This window comes from Shewanella sp. SP2S2-6, assembly GCF_031931965.1.
Classification (GTDB): domain Bacteria; phylum Pseudomonadota; class Gammaproteobacteria; order Enterobacterales; family Shewanellaceae; genus Shewanella; species Shewanella baltica.
The window spans coordinates 24,374-42,063 of sequence record NZ_JAUOEQ010000030.1 but is presented as its reverse complement, the minus strand read 5'-3'; the positions used below and the strand labels follow the sequence as shown (position 1 = coordinate 42,063).

At 42.7% G+C, this 17,690-nt stretch carries 15 protein-coding genes and 2 pseudogenes; 9 read left to right on the top strand and 8 right to left on the bottom strand.

What is annotated here, in order from left to right; all coding sequences use genetic code 11:
* Positions 1 to 25 precede the first annotated feature (25 nt).
* The 3 genes from Q4Q57_RS17180 (at position 26) to glmM (ending at position 3,311) form a co-directional block, all read left to right on the top strand.
* Positions 26 to 1,099: an EpsG family protein gene (locus Q4Q57_RS17180; protein ID WP_311891505.1), complete on the top strand. Its 1,074-nt coding sequence runs from the start codon at positions 26 to 28 to the stop codon at positions 1,097 to 1,099.
* A 40-nt stretch (positions 1,100 to 1,139) separates the two neighbouring features.
* Positions 1,140 to 1,880, top strand: a complete 741-nt coding sequence (locus Q4Q57_RS17175; RefSeq protein WP_311891504.1) for a glycosyltransferase family 2 protein — start codon at positions 1,140 to 1,142, stop codon at positions 1,878 to 1,880.
* A gap of 72 nt (positions 1,881 to 1,952) precedes the next feature.
* Positions 1,953 to 3,311, top strand: a complete 1,359-nt coding sequence (glmM, locus tag Q4Q57_RS17170; protein ID WP_311891503.1) for a phosphoglucosamine mutase — start codon at positions 1,953 to 1,955, stop codon at positions 3,309 to 3,311.
* A 492-nt stretch (positions 3,312 to 3,803) separates the two neighbouring features.
* Here the strand turns inward: glmM and Q4Q57_RS17165 are convergent, their stop codons facing one another.
* Positions 3,804 to 4,523 (bottom strand): HutD family protein, encoded by a 720-nt coding sequence (locus tag Q4Q57_RS17165; RefSeq protein ID WP_311891516.1) that lies wholly within the window; start codon positions 4,521 to 4,523, stop codon positions 3,804 to 3,806.
* A 164-nt stretch (positions 4,524 to 4,687) separates the two neighbouring features.
* Positions 4,688 to 5,137 (bottom strand): copper resistance protein NlpE, encoded by a 450-nt coding sequence (locus tag Q4Q57_RS17160; RefSeq protein WP_311891502.1) that lies wholly within the window; start codon positions 5,135 to 5,137, stop codon positions 4,688 to 4,690.
* Between the two features lie 259 nt (positions 5,138 to 5,396).
* Here Q4Q57_RS17160 and Q4Q57_RS17155 point away from each other — a divergent pair, with 259 nt between their 5' ends.
* The 5 genes and pseudogenes from Q4Q57_RS17155 to Q4Q57_RS17135 form a co-directional block, all read left to right on the top strand.
* Positions 5,397 to 6,938, top strand: coding sequence for a DUF3369 domain-containing protein (locus tag Q4Q57_RS17155; RefSeq protein WP_311891501.1), 1,542 nt, complete (start codon positions 5,397 to 5,399; stop codon positions 6,936 to 6,938).
* Complete coding sequence (locus Q4Q57_RS17150; RefSeq protein WP_311891500.1) at positions 6,935 to 8,296, top strand: GAF domain-containing sensor histidine kinase; 1,362 nt, start codon at positions 6,935 to 6,937, stop codon at positions 8,294 to 8,296. Before Q4Q57_RS17155 ends, Q4Q57_RS17150 begins: the two co-directional genes overlap by 4 nt.
* A gap of 238 nt (positions 8,297 to 8,534) precedes the next feature.
* Positions 8,535 to 8,732: pseudogene (locus Q4Q57_RS17145) on the top strand (sugar phosphate nucleotidyltransferase); the annotation flags it as partial.
* 16 nt (positions 8,733 to 8,748) lie between these two features.
* The gene (gene rfbC / locus Q4Q57_RS17140) at positions 8,749 to 9,288 is read left to right on the top strand and encodes a dTDP-4-dehydrorhamnose 3,5-epimerase (protein ID WP_311891499.1); all 540 of its coding nucleotides are present in this window, start codon (positions 8,749 to 8,751) and stop codon (positions 9,286 to 9,288) included.
* Between the two features lie 32 nt (positions 9,289 to 9,320).
* A pseudogene (locus Q4Q57_RS17135) lies at positions 9,321 to 9,753 on the top strand (tRNA-dihydrouridine synthase); the annotation flags it as partial.
* A gap of 119 nt (positions 9,754 to 9,872) precedes the next feature.
* Here the strand turns inward: Q4Q57_RS17135 and Q4Q57_RS17130 are convergent.
* From Q4Q57_RS17130 to panB, 6 genes are all read right to left on the bottom strand, one after another.
* Entirely contained in the window at positions 9,873 to 12,236 is a 2,364-nt protein-coding gene (locus tag Q4Q57_RS17130; protein WP_311891498.1) for a YjbH domain-containing protein, read from the bottom strand.
* Complete coding sequence (locus Q4Q57_RS17125; protein ID WP_311891497.1) at positions 12,236 to 13,021, bottom strand: capsule biosynthesis GfcC family protein; 786 nt, start codon at positions 13,019 to 13,021, stop codon at positions 12,236 to 12,238. The genes Q4Q57_RS17130 and Q4Q57_RS17125 overlap by 1 nt, the downstream gene beginning before the upstream one ends.
* Positions 13,022 to 13,031: 10 nt before the next feature.
* On the bottom strand, positions 13,032 to 13,739 hold the full coding sequence (locus Q4Q57_RS17120) for a YjbF family lipoprotein (RefSeq protein WP_311891496.1): 708 nt from the start codon (positions 13,737 to 13,739) through the stop codon (positions 13,032 to 13,034).
* A 147-nt stretch (positions 13,740 to 13,886) separates the two neighbouring features.
* Positions 13,887 to 14,126, bottom strand: a complete 240-nt coding sequence (locus tag Q4Q57_RS17115; protein WP_311891495.1) for a hypothetical protein — start codon at positions 14,124 to 14,126, stop codon at positions 13,887 to 13,889.
* 244 nt (positions 14,127 to 14,370) lie between these two features.
* Positions 14,371 to 15,522, bottom strand: coding sequence for a patatin-like phospholipase family protein (locus Q4Q57_RS17110; RefSeq protein WP_311891494.1), 1,152 nt, complete (start codon positions 15,520 to 15,522; stop codon positions 14,371 to 14,373).
* A gap of 136 nt (positions 15,523 to 15,658) precedes the next feature.
* A complete protein-coding gene (gene panB, locus Q4Q57_RS17105; protein ID WP_311891493.1) occupies positions 15,659 to 16,501 on the bottom strand; it encodes a 3-methyl-2-oxobutanoate hydroxymethyltransferase in 843 nt (280 codons plus the stop codon).
* 187 nt (positions 16,502 to 16,688) lie between these two features.
* On the opposite strand from panB, the gene Q4Q57_RS17100 reads away from it, so the two are divergent.
* Entirely contained in the window at positions 16,689 to 17,579 is an 891-nt protein-coding gene (locus tag Q4Q57_RS17100) for a helix-turn-helix transcriptional regulator (RefSeq protein WP_311891492.1), read from the top strand.
* The last annotated feature ends 111 nt before the right edge of the window (positions 17,580 to 17,690 follow it).

Below are 17,690 nucleotides of genomic sequence, written 5' to 3'. Positions count from 1 at the left end.
TTTATAAATTTTAATAGGCTAGTTAATGTTATATATTTTATTTAATTCTATATCTTTGTTTTTTTGCTATATATTAGATATGAAAAGCACTAGCCTAGTTAAAATTTTAATTGGCTTTATGTTTGTATTGTGCATTTATTTTTTGCCATCAGTTCAGTACGGTGTTGGTACTGACTATTTTAGTTACATGAATATATTCTATGATCATAGTCAGCTTCTATATATTTTTAAGAAAAATGAATTTGCTTTTTATTATTTTACGTTGTTTGTGAGCTCATTTGCTAGTTTTGAAACATATATAATGATTATTGTTTTTATTCAGTCTGTATTAATTTTTTTCACTATTTATTATTTGAAAAAAAAAGGTCTGGCATCTTTTTCAATCCTTTTTTTAACATTTTTCTGTGTTACAAATTTGATGCATACTCAAATGAATTTGATTAGAGCTTCATTTGCTATGTATTTATTTGCAATATCATTTATCTTTTATGCGGATAAAAAGCAAATCTTAGGGGTATGTATTTGTCTTCTAGCATCTTTGTTTCATGCATCTGCATTAATTGTTTTGGTGTTCTTATTGTTACCGAGGCGTTTTTATATATTAATTTCTAAAAATCTTTTTTTTGTTTATACTTTTTCTTTTCTTTTATTTTTTTTTGCCCCCCTCGATTTAGTATTAAAGTTATTGATTGACACAATAGCACCAAATTACTCCTTTTATTTTTTTGGTGGTGCTCCATCTGTTAGTTTTTTAAATATACTTTCAAAAGTATATTACGTACCATTACATTTTGTTTTATTTTATTTAGTGAGGAAGCGCAGCATTATTTTTACGGATTTTCAATCTGTATTAGTCGGTATGTGGTGTTTAATTTCCAATGTATATTTATTGATGTTGAGTTTTGATTTTTTATCGCGAATAAATTATTTTTTTGTATTTTTTTATCTTGTTCCTATCTCTTTAGTATTACATAAGTTCTGGCTCTGCAGAAATAGGTTTTATTTTGCCTTTTGGGCAGGATTTATTATTCTGCCTTATGTAATCAAAGTGATTTTTTTTCCTATCGCAGAATTTAGTTATAATACTTATCTTTTTTAATGTCATGCTGTGAATTTTTGGTTGATTTTTCGAGGTTGTTTTGGATAATAGTGTTGGGATTATTATGCCAGCTTATAATGCTGGAAGTTGTATAAAAAGTAGCATTGAATCTGTTTTGGCTCAAAGCCATAGTAATTGGAATCTTTACATCATAGATGATGCCTCCACTGATAATACCCGTGAAATCGTGCTGTCTTTTTTAGACTCAAGAATCATTTATAAGCGTCAATCTAAAAATGCAGGCGTTGCAATGACGCGTAATGTGGGAATAGAGTTATCTAATGAAAAATATTTAGCATTTCTTGATAGTGATGATATTTGGATGCCTGAAAAGCTTGAGATGCAAATTAAGTTTCTGGAAATTGGTTACGATGTAGTTTGTAGTAATTATATGATTTTTGAAGATAACTTTGATAAAGGGAAAGGTGTTCGCACTTTTTCTGAGTTAATTTCTATATCTGATATGCTTAAAAGTAACAAGGTTGGAAATTTGACTGGTATTTATAATCAATTCAATCTTGGGAAGTTTTATCAGGAAAAAATTGGTCATGAAGATTATTTTATGTGGCTGAAAATCATTTCAAAGGCTAGGTTCGCTTATTGTGTTCAAATGCCGCTAGCTCGATATCGACTATCTCCTAATTCACTTTCTGGTAATAAACTTAAAGCTGCCTTTTGGCAATGGCTTATTTATCGTAAGTATTTGAATTTATCAATTTTTAAAAGTTTATATTTTTTCTTATTTTATACTTATAACTCCTTGTCGCGAAAAAATAGATAAGCTATTGCGGATGGTAGCTGTTAATATTGATTTTTTTACAAGTTACGCGGTATTTTTATTTAAGGAACTTGTATGTCTAGGAAGTATTTTGGTACTGACGGTGTGCGTGGAAAGGTCGGTGAGTTTCCAATTACGCCTGATTTTGCGATGAAGTTAGGTTGGGCAGCGGGTACTGTGCTCGCGTCCACGGGCACTAAAGAAGTACTGATTGGTAAAGATACTCGCAGTAGTGGCTATATGCTTGAGTCGGCAATGGAGGCGGGCTTTTCGGCGGCTGGAGTTAATGTAGCTTTGATTGGCCCTATGCCAACACCCGCGGTGGCGTATTTAGCATCGACGTTTCGAGCCGATGCTGGGGTGGTGATCAGTGCCTCCCACAATCCTTATTACGACAATGGGATTAAGTTTTTTTCAAATTCTGGCACTAAGTTAAATGATGCCCAAGAACTTGAAATAGAAGCCTTGTTAGAAAAGGCGCTTAACCAGAATGCAATGCAGTGTGTTGCCTCTAAAAAGCTGGGTAAAGTGCGCCGTATCGATGATGCTGCTGGTCGTTATATTGAGTTCTGTAAGGGTACATTCCCTAATCATTTATCTTTAGCGGGATTGAAGATTGTTGTCGATAGCGCTCATGGCGCCGCATATCATATCGCGCCCAATGTTTATCGTGAACTCGGTGCTGAAGTGATTAGCATCAATGATAGACCTAATGGCGTGAATATTAATGATCACTGTGGGGCAACGCATTTAGACAGTTTGCAAACAGCGGTTATGGTACATGAGGCTGATTTAGGTATTGCGCTTGATGGTGATGCTGACCGTGTCATGTTTGTCGATCACAATGGCCATGTGGTTGATGGTGATGAGATTTTATTTATTCTTGCCCAGGCTGCACACAGCAAAGGAGAAATGACAGGTGGCGTGGTTGGTACCTTAATGTCAAATCTTGGCTTAGAGCTTGCGCTTAAGCAGATGGATATCCCTTTTGTTCGCGCTAAAGTGGGCGACCGCTATGTTGTCGAGCAGCTTAAAGAAACGGGTTGGCAACTGGGCGGTGAAGGTTCAGGGCATATTTTGAGTTTAAATCATGCCTCTACTGGTGATGGCATAGTTGCATCCTTACAGGTACTTAAGGCTGTATTAGAGTCCCAGAAGAGTTTGTCTGAGATTAAAGCTGGCATGACTAAACTTCCTCAAGTGTTAATTAATGTGCGTTTAGCCACGGCTGATGCTGATGCTGATAGCATTTTAGCGACGACTAGTGTTCAGCAAGCCGTGATTAAAGCCGAAGGGATCTTAGGTGACCAAGGGCGAGTGCTGTTGCGTAAATCGGGTACAGAGCCGCTTATTCGGGTCATGGTCGAATCTACTGATACTATAATGACGCAGACTCAAGCAGAATATATTGCGGATGCGGTCCGAGCTGCTTAGTTCTTGACTCTGTGAAGCCTAACGGCTCTTAGTGTCCATTCAGGGATTGATATTCTGAGTTTTTAAGCCAGAAAGTTGTATACTTTCTGGCTTTTTGTTTTCTGCTCTTTGCTTACAGATTCGCCGAACACTCATTACATGTGGCGCTGGTTTATCGGTTTAGCTTTGGGCTGCATTTGCTTTTTAATATACGGATAAATTTATTTAGTTTTTATTACAGCAATCTTGCTGATAGTGATGACTAACTTGCCAAGCTATTTATAGCTATGAAAAACTGATCCTGTTAATGGTGCTTAACGCATTTTTTGGGAATTACTTACCTCTGGATAGCAATGATTAGCCAGTGCACGGATGTAATTCTGATTATGTTTGTTTTACTTTTTAATTAAAGGCTAAGTGGGCGGGATTTATAATATTGGAGACACTAATGAGCAGAGCAATCTTGGGGTCGAACAATGAACTTGTGCTTTACTAGAGGAAGTTAGTGCCCACTTATTTGCTTGATGGTTTACAGTCCGTAATGGTGACTCTAAGTAATCGACTTGGCGTTGTCGTTGCTAACTTTATATCTTCGCCTGGTTTAGTGATAAGCATGTCATAGGGCATGATTTTGATAACTTTTCCATTATGCTCCCATGTCATTGTATCTAAGCAGCAGAGTAGGTCGACTATAGGAGCGTCTGCTGTGTTGTGGTGTTCACTTTTATTGTTGTTTGTAATTGCAGCATGTTCTTCTATAAATATGCCATTAAAGTTAAGCCTTTGAGTATGTGCTTTAAATGCACCGCGTTTGGTCATAATATTGAAATCAATAACATTACTGCCTAATAATTTGCTTGTTATTGAGGTTTCGCCTGCAAAGCAGAATGCACTGTCTATAGGCGTGAGTTGTTTATACTTAGTTGTATCTGTGTCTCCCTCTATCCTTTCATCTGCACCAAGGTCATTTATCTGTTTTTTCCCTTCATGGCTATCGATGCTGAGTTCAACACCATCGCCTTCTAGGATGATCAGTTGTCTGTCTATGCCATTAAATAATGAAAAGGGTCCGTTACTGCTAATGCTTGCTATGCTGATCCGATAATCGAATTCAGTAAGTTCGGCATTGATGGGGGAAATAAGTAGCTGTTTTGTGCTCCCACCGCCATTTTTCCATGGCGTTGATGGGCAATCTTGATAGCGGATCAGTTGCGCTTGTTTATCTAAAGTCATTTCTTCGTCTGTGTATTTTCCGCTGTGGCTTAATAACAATGTCGTTTGCTCATCCTTGAGCCTTCTATTCGTTCCTTGATTTGGCGGAGTACATTTGATCTTTAGAGGGTTACTGCACGATTTTATAATCGCATAGCGATGCCTCTCTTCAAACAAACACTCTGCTATTGTTTCTTTTTCAATACATAATTAGCGGCCAGATCGCCAGTAATTCTTTGGCCTTCAGTATCTAACATGATCAGCTGATTTTCACCGACCAGATACTGTGTGCCATCTTCCAAAGTGATTTTTTGGCCTTTCTCATCCCACGCTGCTTTGCCCATCAGTTTTAAAATCTTCTCATCTTTACCCAAATAGACCGTTTCTTGAACAAAGCTATTATCAGATTGTATTGTGATCAGGGTTTGAATACCTTCGCAACTGGCGCATGGCAACACACCTTCATAGCTGCCTGCCCAATCGAGTGAATTTTGGCTGGTATCGCCTACAGGGACGGTTTTAGCGGCTTCTGTTTGAACCTGGGTCGTATCGACTGCGGTTTCTTCTTTTGGGGCTTCAGAGCAAGCCGTGGTAAATAAGGCCAGCAGTGCGATGTAACATAGTGATTTGTTCATAGTGGCTCCAATAGCATTTCAGGGTGTTATGGATTAAGTGTATTCATCATACCCGTCAAGGTTGGCAGAGCCTAACTTTGACTATTCCTAATTTATAACAATAGGTTAAGTTTTGTGTATTTGTATTCCACGTGGCGAGAGTGTTAGTGATTAGCCTAAAGTCTGTAACCAATAAGATGATAATTTATCCTTTGAAACTAGTCACTTTCGAGATTGAATCTATACTAAAGCTTAACTATTCATCGTAGACGGTGGTTCTGTGGCGTTATTTAAGAAAAGTGCTGATGTTATCGAGGATACATCCCATAAGCCTAAACAAGGCATTTGGAAAGTTGCCATTATTGATGATGAGCCTGGGATCCATGAGGTGACTCGATTTGCTCTGAAAAATCTGACCTTAGATAATCGGGTATTACAGTTTTATTCCTGTTACAGCGCTGCGGAAGGCTTAGCGTTACTTCAAACCGAAACAGATATCGCATTGGCTTTTATTGATGTGGTCATGGAAACCGACCATGCCGGATTAGAACTGGTTCAAAAAATCCGTACTGAATTAAATAATCACAGCACCCGCATCATTTTACGCACAGGTCAGCCGGGACAGGCACCAGAAGAACAAGTAATTCGGGATTTTGATATCAATGATTACAAGGCCAAAACAGAACTTACCGCGGCTCGGCTTAAGTCTTGTGTCTACACTTCGCTGCGTTCCTATCGCGATATTAAAATTATCGAGCAAAGCCAAAAGGGGATGGAGAAAGTCATTGCCGCCTCTACCTCTGTGCTTAAAAGCCATACATTGCATAATTTTGGCAGTGCGGTGCTCGAACAGACCCTGCAGTTACTCAATCTTGAAAGCTCAGCCCTGTATCTCACGAGTTACCATCAAGACCTTTACCTCGATACCCAAATGAACCTACTGGCCGCCACGGGCGATATGGTCAGTTACTGCGAAGGTGGCAGCGTTGAGACGCTACCAGGGGATGTACGTGAGTATATTATTGAGGCCATTGCGCTAAGAACTTCGCTCGTTCGTGACAATATTTACGTTGGATTTTATGAGCTAAGTGGCCATGTCACCAGTATTTTATATTTGCAACACGACACTAAGTTAACGGATTTTCAAGTCAGTATTCTTGAGTTATTTGCGGCGAATGTGAGCTTAACCTTCGAGAATTTGTCGGGCCGTGAAAATGTACAGCAAACACAAAGGGAGCTGATTTTAATCATAGGCGATGCCATTGAGCAGCGCAGTAAAGAGACCGGAGCCCATGTACGCCGGGTTGCGCGCATGACTGAAATGCTCGCGATTGCCATCGGCATGCACGCCGACTTTATCGAAACGATTCGTTACGCCGCGCCTTTGCACGATGTAGGTAAAATAGGTATCCCTGAGAGTATCTTACATAAGCCAGGCAAGCTTGATGCCGAGGAATGGGCGATCATGCAAACCCATGCTGAGAAAGGCTATAACTTGCTCGCAGGCTCAAATCGTATTATTGCCAAAATGGGTGCCCGAATCGCTTATACCCACCATGAGCGTTGGGATGGGCAAGGTTATCCCCGTGGAATTGCTAAGGAAGATATTCCCATTGAAGGCCGACTCATGGCGATTGTCGATGTAATTGATGCCTTGCTTTCCAAGCGCAGTTACAAAGAGGCGTGGTCAGTCGATGCGGTGCGAGAGTATATTTTGGCGCAATCGGGTAAGCAGTTTGACCCCGTATTGTGTGAAGCTAGCCTAAAACTGTTAGATGCGTTTGCCTCCCTACATATCCATATTCCGGATGAACCGCTATGACCCGAATGCTTGATCGAATCCTATTTGATGTTAGTAAATCTCAGGTTATTGATGAGGGCGATCTCATTCAAGCCTCGCAACTTATTGTGAGTTCAATCTGTAAGGGATTACATATCTCGCGGGCGGGCATTTGGTTGTTTGGTCAGGATAATCAGACTATCGCTTGTTATTATTTACTCGACCACCAACAGCCGCAAGAGGCGTTAGTGCTCACTCGTGCGCAGTTTCCCCATTATTTCAGCCTACTCGACAATGAGCGCACTATTGTCGCCAATAATGCCCAAACCGATCCCGCCACCAAAGAGTTTGTTGAAACCTATCTGAAACCGAATCAGATCACCTCTATGCTAGATAGCCCCATTCGTCACCACGGCAAAATGGTGGGGATTATTTGTTCTGAGCATCAAGGTGAGGCGAGGGAATGGACGCGGGATGAAAAGGCGTTTGCTTCGGCACTAGCCGATCTGTTCGGCCGAGCCATGAGTGCTAAAGAGATCCTCGAATACCAGCAACAGCTCAAACTCATTAATGCCGATTTAGAGCATCAAGTTGAACTGCGAACAACGGAGCTCGAGACGGCCTTATCAACCCTAAAATCGACCCAAAAGCACTTAATTGAGAATGAAAAAATGGCCGCCTTAGGCAGTTTAGTCGCCGGTGTGGCCCATGAGGTCAATACGCCGCTGGGTATCGCGGTGACATCCGTGACCCATTGCTTGGATGAGCTGTCGCTACTAAAAGGATCATTCGAGAAAAACGATCTCGATGAAGATAAGTTTGTCAGCTTTATCAATACAATGCAGGACGGTTTATGTTTAATCGAGCGTAATCTTTCCCGCGCTGCTGAACTGGTGCATAACTTTAAACGTACTGCCGCAGATCAATCGATATTGGAACGTGAGCACTTTAATTTAAAGAATTATATTTTCCAAATTTTTAGTTCGTTAAAGCCTTTAATGCGTAAGAAAAACATCACCTTAAAAGTGGAACTCGATGACAATATTTTCATTGATTCTTACCCAGGAGCGATCGCTCAGATCTTTACCAATTTAGTTGCTAACAGTTTTCGCCATGCTTTCCCCGATGACTTCGCCGCAGATAAACAAATTGATATTGTGGTTGAAAAGGAGGGATCACGAATCAAGATGACGTATCAAGACAATGGCATCGGCATGTCCGATGAAGTGAAAGCCAAAGCATTCGAGCCATTTTTCACCACTGCGCGCCAAAGTGGTGGCACAGGGTTAGGGATGTCGATTATTTATAATCTGGTCACCCAAAAGCTTAATGGTAATGTTTCACTCTTCTCTGCGCCTAATCAGGGGTTACGTATTGAGATATTTATCCCCGAGCAGTAGCAAGGGCGTATATCGGTGAGAGTTAGGTTCAGCATGTGCGCTTTGTCTTAATTGAATAGAGGATCCATTCATCTTACTGAAGCTGAATGGCTTTTAGTGCTTGGAATGCAAACGGCTATTGCGCCATTATTTTCGTTAATTGACTGACTCATCTCCTGTCATCCGTTCTTCCGGCTCGTCGTCTTTTATATGCTACAATCTGGACACTTCACCTAGCTTATCAATCTTAAATATTTCAATGAGAAAAGGCATTTTACTGGCGGGCGGTACTGGCTCGCGTCTTTATCCTATGACGCAGGTTGTCTGTAAGCAATTACTGCCCATTTACGATAAACCTATGATTTATTATCCACTTGTCACCCTGATGCAGGCTGATATTCGAGACATCTTGATCATTTGCACTCCCCACGATTTGCCGCTATTTAAGGCATTACTCGATAAGCAGGTATTTGATGAAATGTAGCGCAACTGAGTTAGCCGAAGTGTTGGTGTTTGAACCGCAAGTCTTTGGGGATGAACGCGGTTTCTTTATGGAGACGTTTAGGCAATCCTATTTTGATGCCTGCTTTGCACAGCGGGGATTCGAGTCATGTGTGTTCGTGCAGGAGAATCACAGCCGATCGCAACGTAATGTCCTGCGAGGCTTGCATTTTCAACGGCGTAAACCGCAGGGTAAGTTAGTGCGGGTCTGTGCAGGGAGCATTTTTGATGTGGCCGTCGATATAAGGGCCGACTCAGCCACCTATGGGAAATGGGTTGGGCGAGTGCTATCGGCAGAGAATCATCTGCAAATGTGGATCCCACCGGGCTTTGCTCACGGTTTTTATGTTCTCAGCGATTATGCTGAAGTTATTTATCAATGTACCCAATATTATGATCCTGAAGATGAAAGTGTTATCGCTTGGAACAGTGCAGAATTTGCCATTGATTGGCCGTTAATTACCACACCGATTTTATCCGCGCGAGATAGTCTCGCCAGTGCAGCATCATAAAGCCAGCCTCGTCTTGTATTAAAAGGAAGGACAAGGCTGTGATATCGCTTAAAATGGCACTTGGTGTGCGGATTTCGGCAACCGATTGGTGGTTGGGATTTATCCCAAAGCCTAGTGTTGGCAAAAGCATTAGAGATCAGAGGTTGTGATTTTATTCATGTGAGTACTGGTGGACTAAGTCCGCTGCAACAAATCCCTGTCGCTGAGCACTTTCAAGTACCTTTTGCCGAAGCCATTAAAGCTGAGGTAAACATACCTGTGATTGCCGTGGGATTAATCACAGATGCTAATAAAGCGGAAACGATTTTGGTGCAAGGGCAGGCCGATGCTATCGCGCTTGCTCGCACTATGCTCTATGACCCACATTGGCCTTGGCATGCAGCCGCAACACTCGGTGCAACTGTGAAAGCGCCGCCACAGTATTTACGCTCATCGCCACATGGGATTAAGTCGCCAATAGAGTAGAGCGCTTAACTTGCTATTTATTGGTGGCATTAAGTCCTAAATTTGTAATCAGTTTTTATGGGCAGAAACAAAACGGGCAAGAATTATCTTGCCCATTTTTAGTTTTAACTACGCACTCACTATTTCGCTGGTTCAACACTCGGTCTGGTATACCAAGGTGCTCGCGCATCTGTGACATCAAATAAGTTGTACTTACGTCCGAGCATTTGACCACCGTCACGGGTCAGTGGCATCCAAGACAAGAAAGCACGACTTTGAGTCGATTTTATGGTCATAAGATCGAATGGGATGGAAATATAGAAGCCCTTGGTAAAGCTGCCTTCGCCGTATTCTTCTGCTGATAAATTGGTTTTAGTCGCAAATGCACCGACAATAACACCGCTATCAAACTGCTTAGAGAAGTCAACCGTCACGCCTTTATCTTCGGTAAGATACTGCCCTGCGCTTATTCTAAGTAAAGTATTGGGGAACCACTCCGGCTGGTAATAAGCCGTTGCATGCCCAGTCACTACCCCTGTTTGTACTCTGTATGCTTGATTAGTTTGCGGATCATATTGGTTTTCGTCACTAAAGAAACCGAACATACTGTCGGGATCTCGCTGTTTCGCATAGTTAATATCAAAACCAAATGCCCATTGGCTATTGAGTGGACGATAGAGAAACTCAGTCCCCACACCGCCATACATCATCTCCAAATAACCACCATAGGCTTGGTAGGAAATGTTATCACTAAGATTATCCATCCATGTCAATTGGAGGTTATTAACCCTCACCGGGTTATCATGAACGTATTGGCGTATTAACGTTCTTACTCGTTTCAAGTCGGTACCGTCTGGTGGTACGTCATATAAAAACTTATCGTAGTTATCGTATAAGTTGAGATAAAGAGAACCGCCAAATTCGAAATTATCGGTAAACTTATAGTTTGCACTCCCAGTAATACCGATATTGAACATGTAGAAGCCTTCTGAGCCTCCGAAGGATTGCACCATAGTGGGAGCAACATCGAAGCCTAATTTATCCAGCCAATCTTTATCAGTACGCGTTACTAACTCACCTTGGGGTAAGCGTGGGACTGCAACTTGACTCGCATCAGTAACCTTAGCATTGAGGTAAGCAAAGCTGGCTACTTGGGCAAATTTTTCTGCATCAATACGCGTTTCTGTAATCGGCTGGCTATAATGGGTCTCGATTAAGCGATACTCTTTAATTTGAGTCAGATCGCTATTATTGGCAAGTATAGTGGCAGCCCTTTGGTGGGCTTCATTTCTATCACGATATTTAGTTTGCTCACCAACGACAGTAATACTGCCGGTATCGAGATAAATCTTGGCATTGTTATAACCAGCAATAGTTTGCAGTTCTTGAGATACCTTATTCCAGTCAATTGTTGTTTTTAACATTGCTTCTTTAGGCTGAACGATTAAATGAGTGTCAGCTATTTCTGCTTTGATGTATAGGCTGGTGTCAGCCGTCGCAATGATATTTTCTGAAGGGCTAACACTATCTAAAGGAATATTGGCTGTTTGTACATGCGTTAACGGTGCCGCTGGTATTGGCTTATATTTAGCCGCAGCAGGATCGCGCTTTATCTGAGTTAAGGTATTGAAATTCGTTTGCAAACTAAAACCGAGCGTCCAAGTATTACCACGTTCATAACTTAAATGCAGATCGCCCCAGTCACCAAATCGATACAGTAAACCATAGTTGAATTTGCTGTCCTGTGGCATAGCATTCCTATCGCGGCCACGCACGACAGGGAAATCGGATTGATAATCGTTGCCGTCATATTCAAGCTTTAGACGCAGTGGATCCCATGGGGTTTGGTATTCAACACCACCGAAGAGTGCCGCACAGCCCTTAAACCAGCGTTGGTAATCGACTGTGCCGCCTTTGCCACCGACGGATGTATCTCTATCACAATTATAATTAAGGTCTTTCTTATCCGAGGTCAGATTACCGCTATTACCGATATAGCCCCAGCCAATACCTAAGGTGAAGTCTAGTGGGCCAACCCGTTTGGTCGCCGCAATAAACTCGCCATCGAACAAGCCTGTTCCGCCAAAGTCGCGCACACCGAAAGATGTTTCTGGGAGCCAGTTTGTTTCTTCAAGCAACCGAACTTTAAAGTCAATACCTTTATCTGTGTATTTAGTGTTACCACTGAAACTGGGATCGCTGCTATAGAGTAAATCCTGTACCTGCGTATAACGAACAGTGGTCTCAAACCAAGGAAACAGTTGTACTGAGGCTGTGAAGTGCTGGTAGTCGTCGTTATAGCTAGTCGCAAAATTAAACTCGCCTTCAGGCGCCATTCGGCCTGTTGGCATTTGCATCAAACCAACACCACCAAAATCTGATTGCGAGGCTAACAGTGTTGGATAAGAAAACTCATCTGCAGTTACCTGGAGTAATGGTAATAATGCCAAAGACAGTGCAGATAATCGGCCTAAGGTATGGATTGTGTGGCTAGACTTTTTCATTACAGAGCCCGATTCCTGAGTAATTCAACAATGTTTTCATTCAGTTGAGTGTAGTCATCAAATAGACTTGAAAACTCAACGTAGAGACTTGCTCCAGGAGCAATATCTTGCTCTTGATGATTCCAATAAGCGATGGGTTGTTTTATCGCTTTGCCATCTGGTTGAATAATCCACACAAAACTTGTTTCAGCATTATCGAGTAACCCTGCTTGTTTGAGGTAATCTTTGCTAGTCTTTTGGCCTTGCCATGCCAAATCCCCTGTTTGAGCTACTGCACCAAGCACTGTGACAGTGCTTGGACGAGGCGGTAAGACTAATAGGAAACGACCATCAATTAGCGAATTGTATGAATCATTGATACGAATAAGGTCAATATCCATAGGCTGCATTACGCGCTGCCCAAGTTGTAGACTGCGAATAAGTTGTGCGAGCTTAGCCAGTTTTGCGATGTAAGCACTGTCGTCTTTTACTTGGCCCATTTTAGCTAACTGGCTTAAGACTTGCTGACGTTTCGTTTCTAATGCGGCGGTATTCTGAATATCGAGTAATGCCGCACCTAACCAATAAATTGGAACAACCTCTTTATTCGTGGTTTTATTATATGCTGGGAGTTGCTGTAATCCGTCTTGTACTATTTGTTCTATACGCACTGCTGTCGGATAGTTTAGTTGAACCTGAGCATCCTGATTCGTAGATGTACTGATGAATAACTGGGTTTCAGCATGAACGGTTGCCGTTAGTGCTGAACTAAGTACAAGTGCCAATGGCGCGATGTAATATCTCATAATGGTTCCACTAAGATGCAAATGGCTTAAGTAAAGTTATATCGATAAAAGGCAGATTGGGTGCTATCTTCTGGCGGCTTTTAATGACGTGCCCATTATCCGGTTTTAACCAAAACTCATTTAAATATTGAATATCAAGACCTTCAACAGATACTAACTCGCTGTAATGCAATGCTTGAGTGGGAGTATCATTTATGAGTATCTTTTCCTCAGCGATAAAATCAAACTGTGAATTAAGTTTATACCCATAATGGTAGCCGGGCTGCCAGTCAAGCGTGCGAGTCCAAGTCTTAGGCGTGCTATTTAGATGTAGACCTAGGAGAATAGGATCGGGTTCTGAACTTTTAATAGCGGTTAAATTGCCTTTGAGCAGATTATGAGTTCTCACTAAACGCCCGTTCACCGTCACTAACATTGCTTTATCTGCAGAGAGCCATTTTAGCTCCATTGCTTCTGGCGCTGGTCTGACAGTGGTGAGGGTTTGTTTCGGTTCTGCAAAGGCTAAAACAACAAATGCTTGAGGTATATCTTCTATCTTGACATAGATGCTAGCGTAGGGATTGGCTTCTATTTGCTCGGTGGTGAGCTTAATATCATTCTCTCCAATAAAAGCCAATTTCATCGTATCGTTGAGGGCGCTAATTCGTTGACTACAGCCAGTCATTCCCATTAATGCAATTGAGGCTGTGAGTAAGAGTAGTTTTTTATTTATACGCATCCGAGTTGCTTATTCTCAATAGTAATAAATATCTAATGTAGAGATATCTGAGACATATTTCAATAAATGAAGTGATTCTCACTTTCTCTAAACGAGCAAAAAAAACAACCGCCAATAGGCGGTTGTTTAAGAGTCATTAATAACTGATTAATTGCCAGTACCAGTGGTAGTGGTAGTACCTGTACCAGTGATAGGGTTACCATCAGAGCTGTTAGATATTACAACAGCGCCAGCAATTACAGCTGCACCAGCTACAGTACCAGCAACGATTGTACCTGTGCTGTTTGCAGCAGCATTGTTGCCAGCTGGTTGACCATCGACTGCATTAGCAGCGACAGAACTGAATGCAGCGATAGCAGCGATTAGTGCTAGTGAAGTTTTTTTCATCGTGATTCCCTTTTAGAAAAAATTTAAGTGATTTTAGCTAATCTAGTAAAACATGATAGGGGATACTAGCTAAATGATCAATCTTAAATCCTAAAGAGGATTCAGGCTTTCGATTGAAATTTTGCTTAGCTATAAACTAAGCCCCTTTATTTTAATGAGTTGTATCATTCATCTTAGACTTGAACAGCTAAACAAACTCACCTTTATAAATCTGCTTTAGTCAATGAGTGCTGCATCATAGCTGTTAGCGATAAGGTTCTGCGCTATTTTCTGATTTTAAACCAAAAAAGGCTTTAAGTTCGTCGATTTGCTCCATGGCATCTTTGTAGCCTAGGTCGATCAACGCGCTGGTGTAGGTTTTTTCGAATAATAGGTAGGACACGATACTCGAGTCGGATTGTCTATCAATACCAATAAAACCGAGTAAGGTTTTTACTGCCCATGGCATGTCATCGTAGAAGCGGGCGGCAATTTTACTGAGGTCTTCGCTGGGCTTGATGACTAAGGTTTTAATCGGATGTAAGGCGAGCTTGTTACGGCTTGACTCGGGGATCAGGCTTAAGGTGTTATTGATCCTTTCGAGCCGCTCAAGGTCACTGTTTAAGGTATCTGAGAAGATAGTATCGAGCAGATGGCCCGCTATGGATGCGGTTTTAGGGTGATACTCCAGTTCCATTGGGAAGTGTTTGTGTGGACTCTCTAAGTTAATGACTAAGAGTTTTTCAGCGCCTAAATGGATAGGACTTGAGAGCGGTGCCAGCTGGTGGACCGAGCCATCGCCATAATAGGCTTGGTTGAGTTTAATCGAGGGGAACACCATAGGGATAGCCGAACTGGCGAGTAGGTGCTCAGTGTTGAGCATCATACGTTCGCCGCTGCGTCTAGCGCGGGTCCAGTTTTCGATATCCCGTGAAGCTTGGAAAAAACTCACCGAACGTGAGTTGTTATAGCAAGAGGCATCGACGCTGAGTGCGGTGAGTGCGCCGCTGCGAATATTACGGTCGATACGTTTAAAATCGATTAATTCATTGAGCAGTTTTCGGAGTGGATCGTTATCGAGCAGACTGCCTGCATCGGTATTAACCTTATCGTCCTGCATGCCTTTGAGTGCCATTTTACCAAGGTGGCCAAGCACGCCAGTGATGGATGCGCGATACACTTTGCGAGTCTCAAAATGGCGCCACACCCATTCGAGCTTTTTGACGCCAAGATGAAAACAGGAAGCATGGGTGGCTATGGAGGTGCCATTGATGGCGCCTGCCGAGGTGCCACAAATGATTTTAAAGGGAATGCCATGATTACGCGGATAAAGCTGAACCAGTGCTTTTAGCACGCCGACTTGATAGGCGGCTCTTGCGCCGCCGCCACCTAATACTAATGCAGTTGATGTAGGCAATCTTCAGACTCAATTTATTGTTTTAATAGTTTTATTAAAGCAACGCCCCCCTATAAAAAGCAAGTCGATAGACTCAATTAGTTGCAAATTTCGATTTATAGTCTATTCGATTGCTGCAATATTTCGCTTTAAACAATTAATCCGCTGTAATCTTGGTTGTTTGGCTGAGGCCAAAGCAGTGCTCCGTTGTTGGAAACTCAGCGGTTCTCACTTCTCTGGCGTATTCGGCGCAGGCGTGAGTGATTAAGGGGCCTAAGTCGATATAGCGTTTGGCAAATTTAGGCGTGTAGTCAGAAAATAAGCCTAAAATATCCTCAGTCACGAGCACTTGGCCATCGCAGGCGGGTGAGGCGCCAATGCCGATTACGGGGATTGAGACTTCTGCCGTTACTGTGCGCGCCGCGAGTTCGGACGTGCCTTCTATCAGTATGCTAAAAGCACCAGCTTGCTCGAAGTCTTTCGCTAAACGAACGAGGGCTTCGATTGCTGTTGCATCCCTTGCTTGGGTTTTAAATCCACCTAATTGATTGACGTGCTGCGGCATTAACCCTATGTGTGGCATCACAGGGATCCCTCGCTGGGTTAAAAAGCGAGTAGTGGCTAGCATCTCTGCGCCCCCTTCGAGTTTTACCGCCTGCGCGCCAGTACGTATTAATACTTGGCTGGCATGTCTAAAGGTTTGCTGAGGCGATTCTTGATAACTCCCAAAGGGCATATCGATAATCACGCAGGCATGTGCTGCGCCGCGAGTGACAGCCAGACCATGGTTAATCATCATTTCTAAGGTAACCCCAAGTGTGGAGTCTTGCCCATAAACCACCATGCCGACGGAGTCGCCGACGATAATCATATCCACATGAGGATCGATAAGTTCCGCCATCGGTTTTTCATAGGCGGTGAGGGCGACTATTGGCGTTTTACCTTTCATTTTTTGTAAGGTGACGGGCGTAACCCGGTTTTTATTCATGTGGATGCTCATGTCATCTCCAATTTGTTAAATCTGAGAGGGCATGTTAGCGCTTGCCGCTTTGGCGTTAGCTCGATAGATTGACTTAATGTCTAGATAAAAAGACACTTCTACACATAGAAGTGCTTTTATATGAAGAGGCGCTTCTATACGGAAGAGGCTTGATAGTACGAAAAGAAGCTTCGATATAAAAATCACCTTGGGCGATAACACCTTGAATCAAGTAACTGACACTCCTTTATCTCAGCAGCACATCACTCAAGTGGCGCCATCACGTTTAGCCGCCGCAGGGCTAAGCGCGTCCATCATGTTGCTTAAGCGAGCGCTCAAGCCGTTTGAACATGTGCAGCGCCATAGTCATTCTTGGGGACAGGTCATTTATGCCAGCCAAGGTGTGTTGAGTGTGATTACGCCTGCGGGGCGTTACATAGTGCCGCCTGAACAAGCGGTGTGGGTGCCTCCCTTTGTCGAACATGAGGTTATCGCGCTAAGTCAGGTGCAATTGAGCAGTCTGTATTTGGATGACACCCAGATAGGCGGGTTTCCACCCGACTGCACTTGTCTGAGTGTGAAGCCTGTTTTGCAGTTGCTACTGCAAGAGGCTAATGCCTTAGTGAAGAGTGAGGCTGGGCTGATTGATCCTGATTTTAAGGATAGCGTTATGCGCCTCTTGATGGTGATCCGTGACTTTATGGTGCTCGCGCCAAAGGTCGCCTTGGATTTACCTTATCCAAGGGATAAAAAATTACTGCGCATTACCGAGGCTTTGCTGGCGGATCCGAGCGAACAGCGCACTTTAGTGGATTGGCAGCGGGAGGTCGGCGCCTCGGCTCGCACGTTAGCGAGATTATTTAAACAGCAAACAGGGCTGACTTATAGCCAATGGCTGCAAAGGCTTAGGTTGCAGGTAGCGATTCAAATGCTCAGCCGAGGTGAATCTGTGCTCACCACAGCGTTATCCTTAGGTTATGCCTCGGGTTCAGCCTTTGGGTATATGTTCAGACAGTTAATGGGTGTTGCTCCGAGTCAATATTTGTTAGTGCAAAGTACCTTGCCAAAAGTACAGTGCCAAAAATACAAAGATAAATAGCCACAGATAAAAAGTATTGTCGCGAGTGATCGACGAAGGTCATTAAAAGTCCAATAAAAAGCCAAGAAAAAACGCACTTAAGCGGGGCTTAAGTGCGTTTCGTTTTGATCG

Excerpts from the sequence above, each read along its gene's own strand:
- Q4Q57_RS17180 (WP_311891505.1), top strand. The coding sequence starts at position 26 with ATGTTATATATTTTATTTAATTCTATATCTTTGTTTTTTTGCTATATA.
- glmM (WP_311891503.1), top strand. The coding sequence starts at position 1,953 with ATGTCTAGGAAGTATTTTGGTACTGACGGTGTGCGTGGAAAGGTCGGT.
- Q4Q57_RS17165 (WP_311891516.1), bottom strand. The coding sequence starts at position 4,523 with ATGACTTTAGATAAACAAGCGCAACTGATCCGCTATCAAGATTGCCCA.
- Q4Q57_RS17160 (WP_311891502.1), bottom strand. The coding sequence starts at position 5,137 with ATGAACAAATCACTATGTTACATCGCACTGCTGGCCTTATTTACCACG.
- Q4Q57_RS17150 (WP_311891500.1), top strand. The coding sequence starts at position 6,935 with ATGACCCGAATGCTTGATCGAATCCTATTTGATGTTAGTAAATCTCAG.
- rfbC (WP_311891499.1), top strand. The coding sequence starts at position 8,749 with ATGAAATGTAGCGCAACTGAGTTAGCCGAAGTGTTGGTGTTTGAACCG.
- Q4Q57_RS17130 (WP_311891498.1), bottom strand. The coding sequence starts at position 12,236 with ATGAAAAAGTCTAGCCACACAATCCATACCTTAGGCCGATTATCTGCA.
- Q4Q57_RS17125 (WP_311891497.1), bottom strand. The coding sequence starts at position 13,021 with ATGAGATATTACATCGCGCCATTGGCACTTGTACTTAGTTCAGCACTA.
- Q4Q57_RS17120 (WP_311891496.1), bottom strand. The coding sequence starts at position 13,739 with ATGCGTATAAATAAAAAACTACTCTTACTCACAGCCTCAATTGCATTA.
- Q4Q57_RS17115 (WP_311891495.1), bottom strand. The coding sequence starts at position 14,126 with ATGAAAAAAACTTCACTAGCACTAATCGCTGCTATCGCTGCATTCAGT.
- panB (WP_311891493.1), bottom strand. The coding sequence starts at position 16,501 with ATGAGCATCCACATGAATAAAAACCGGGTTACGCCCGTCACCTTACAA.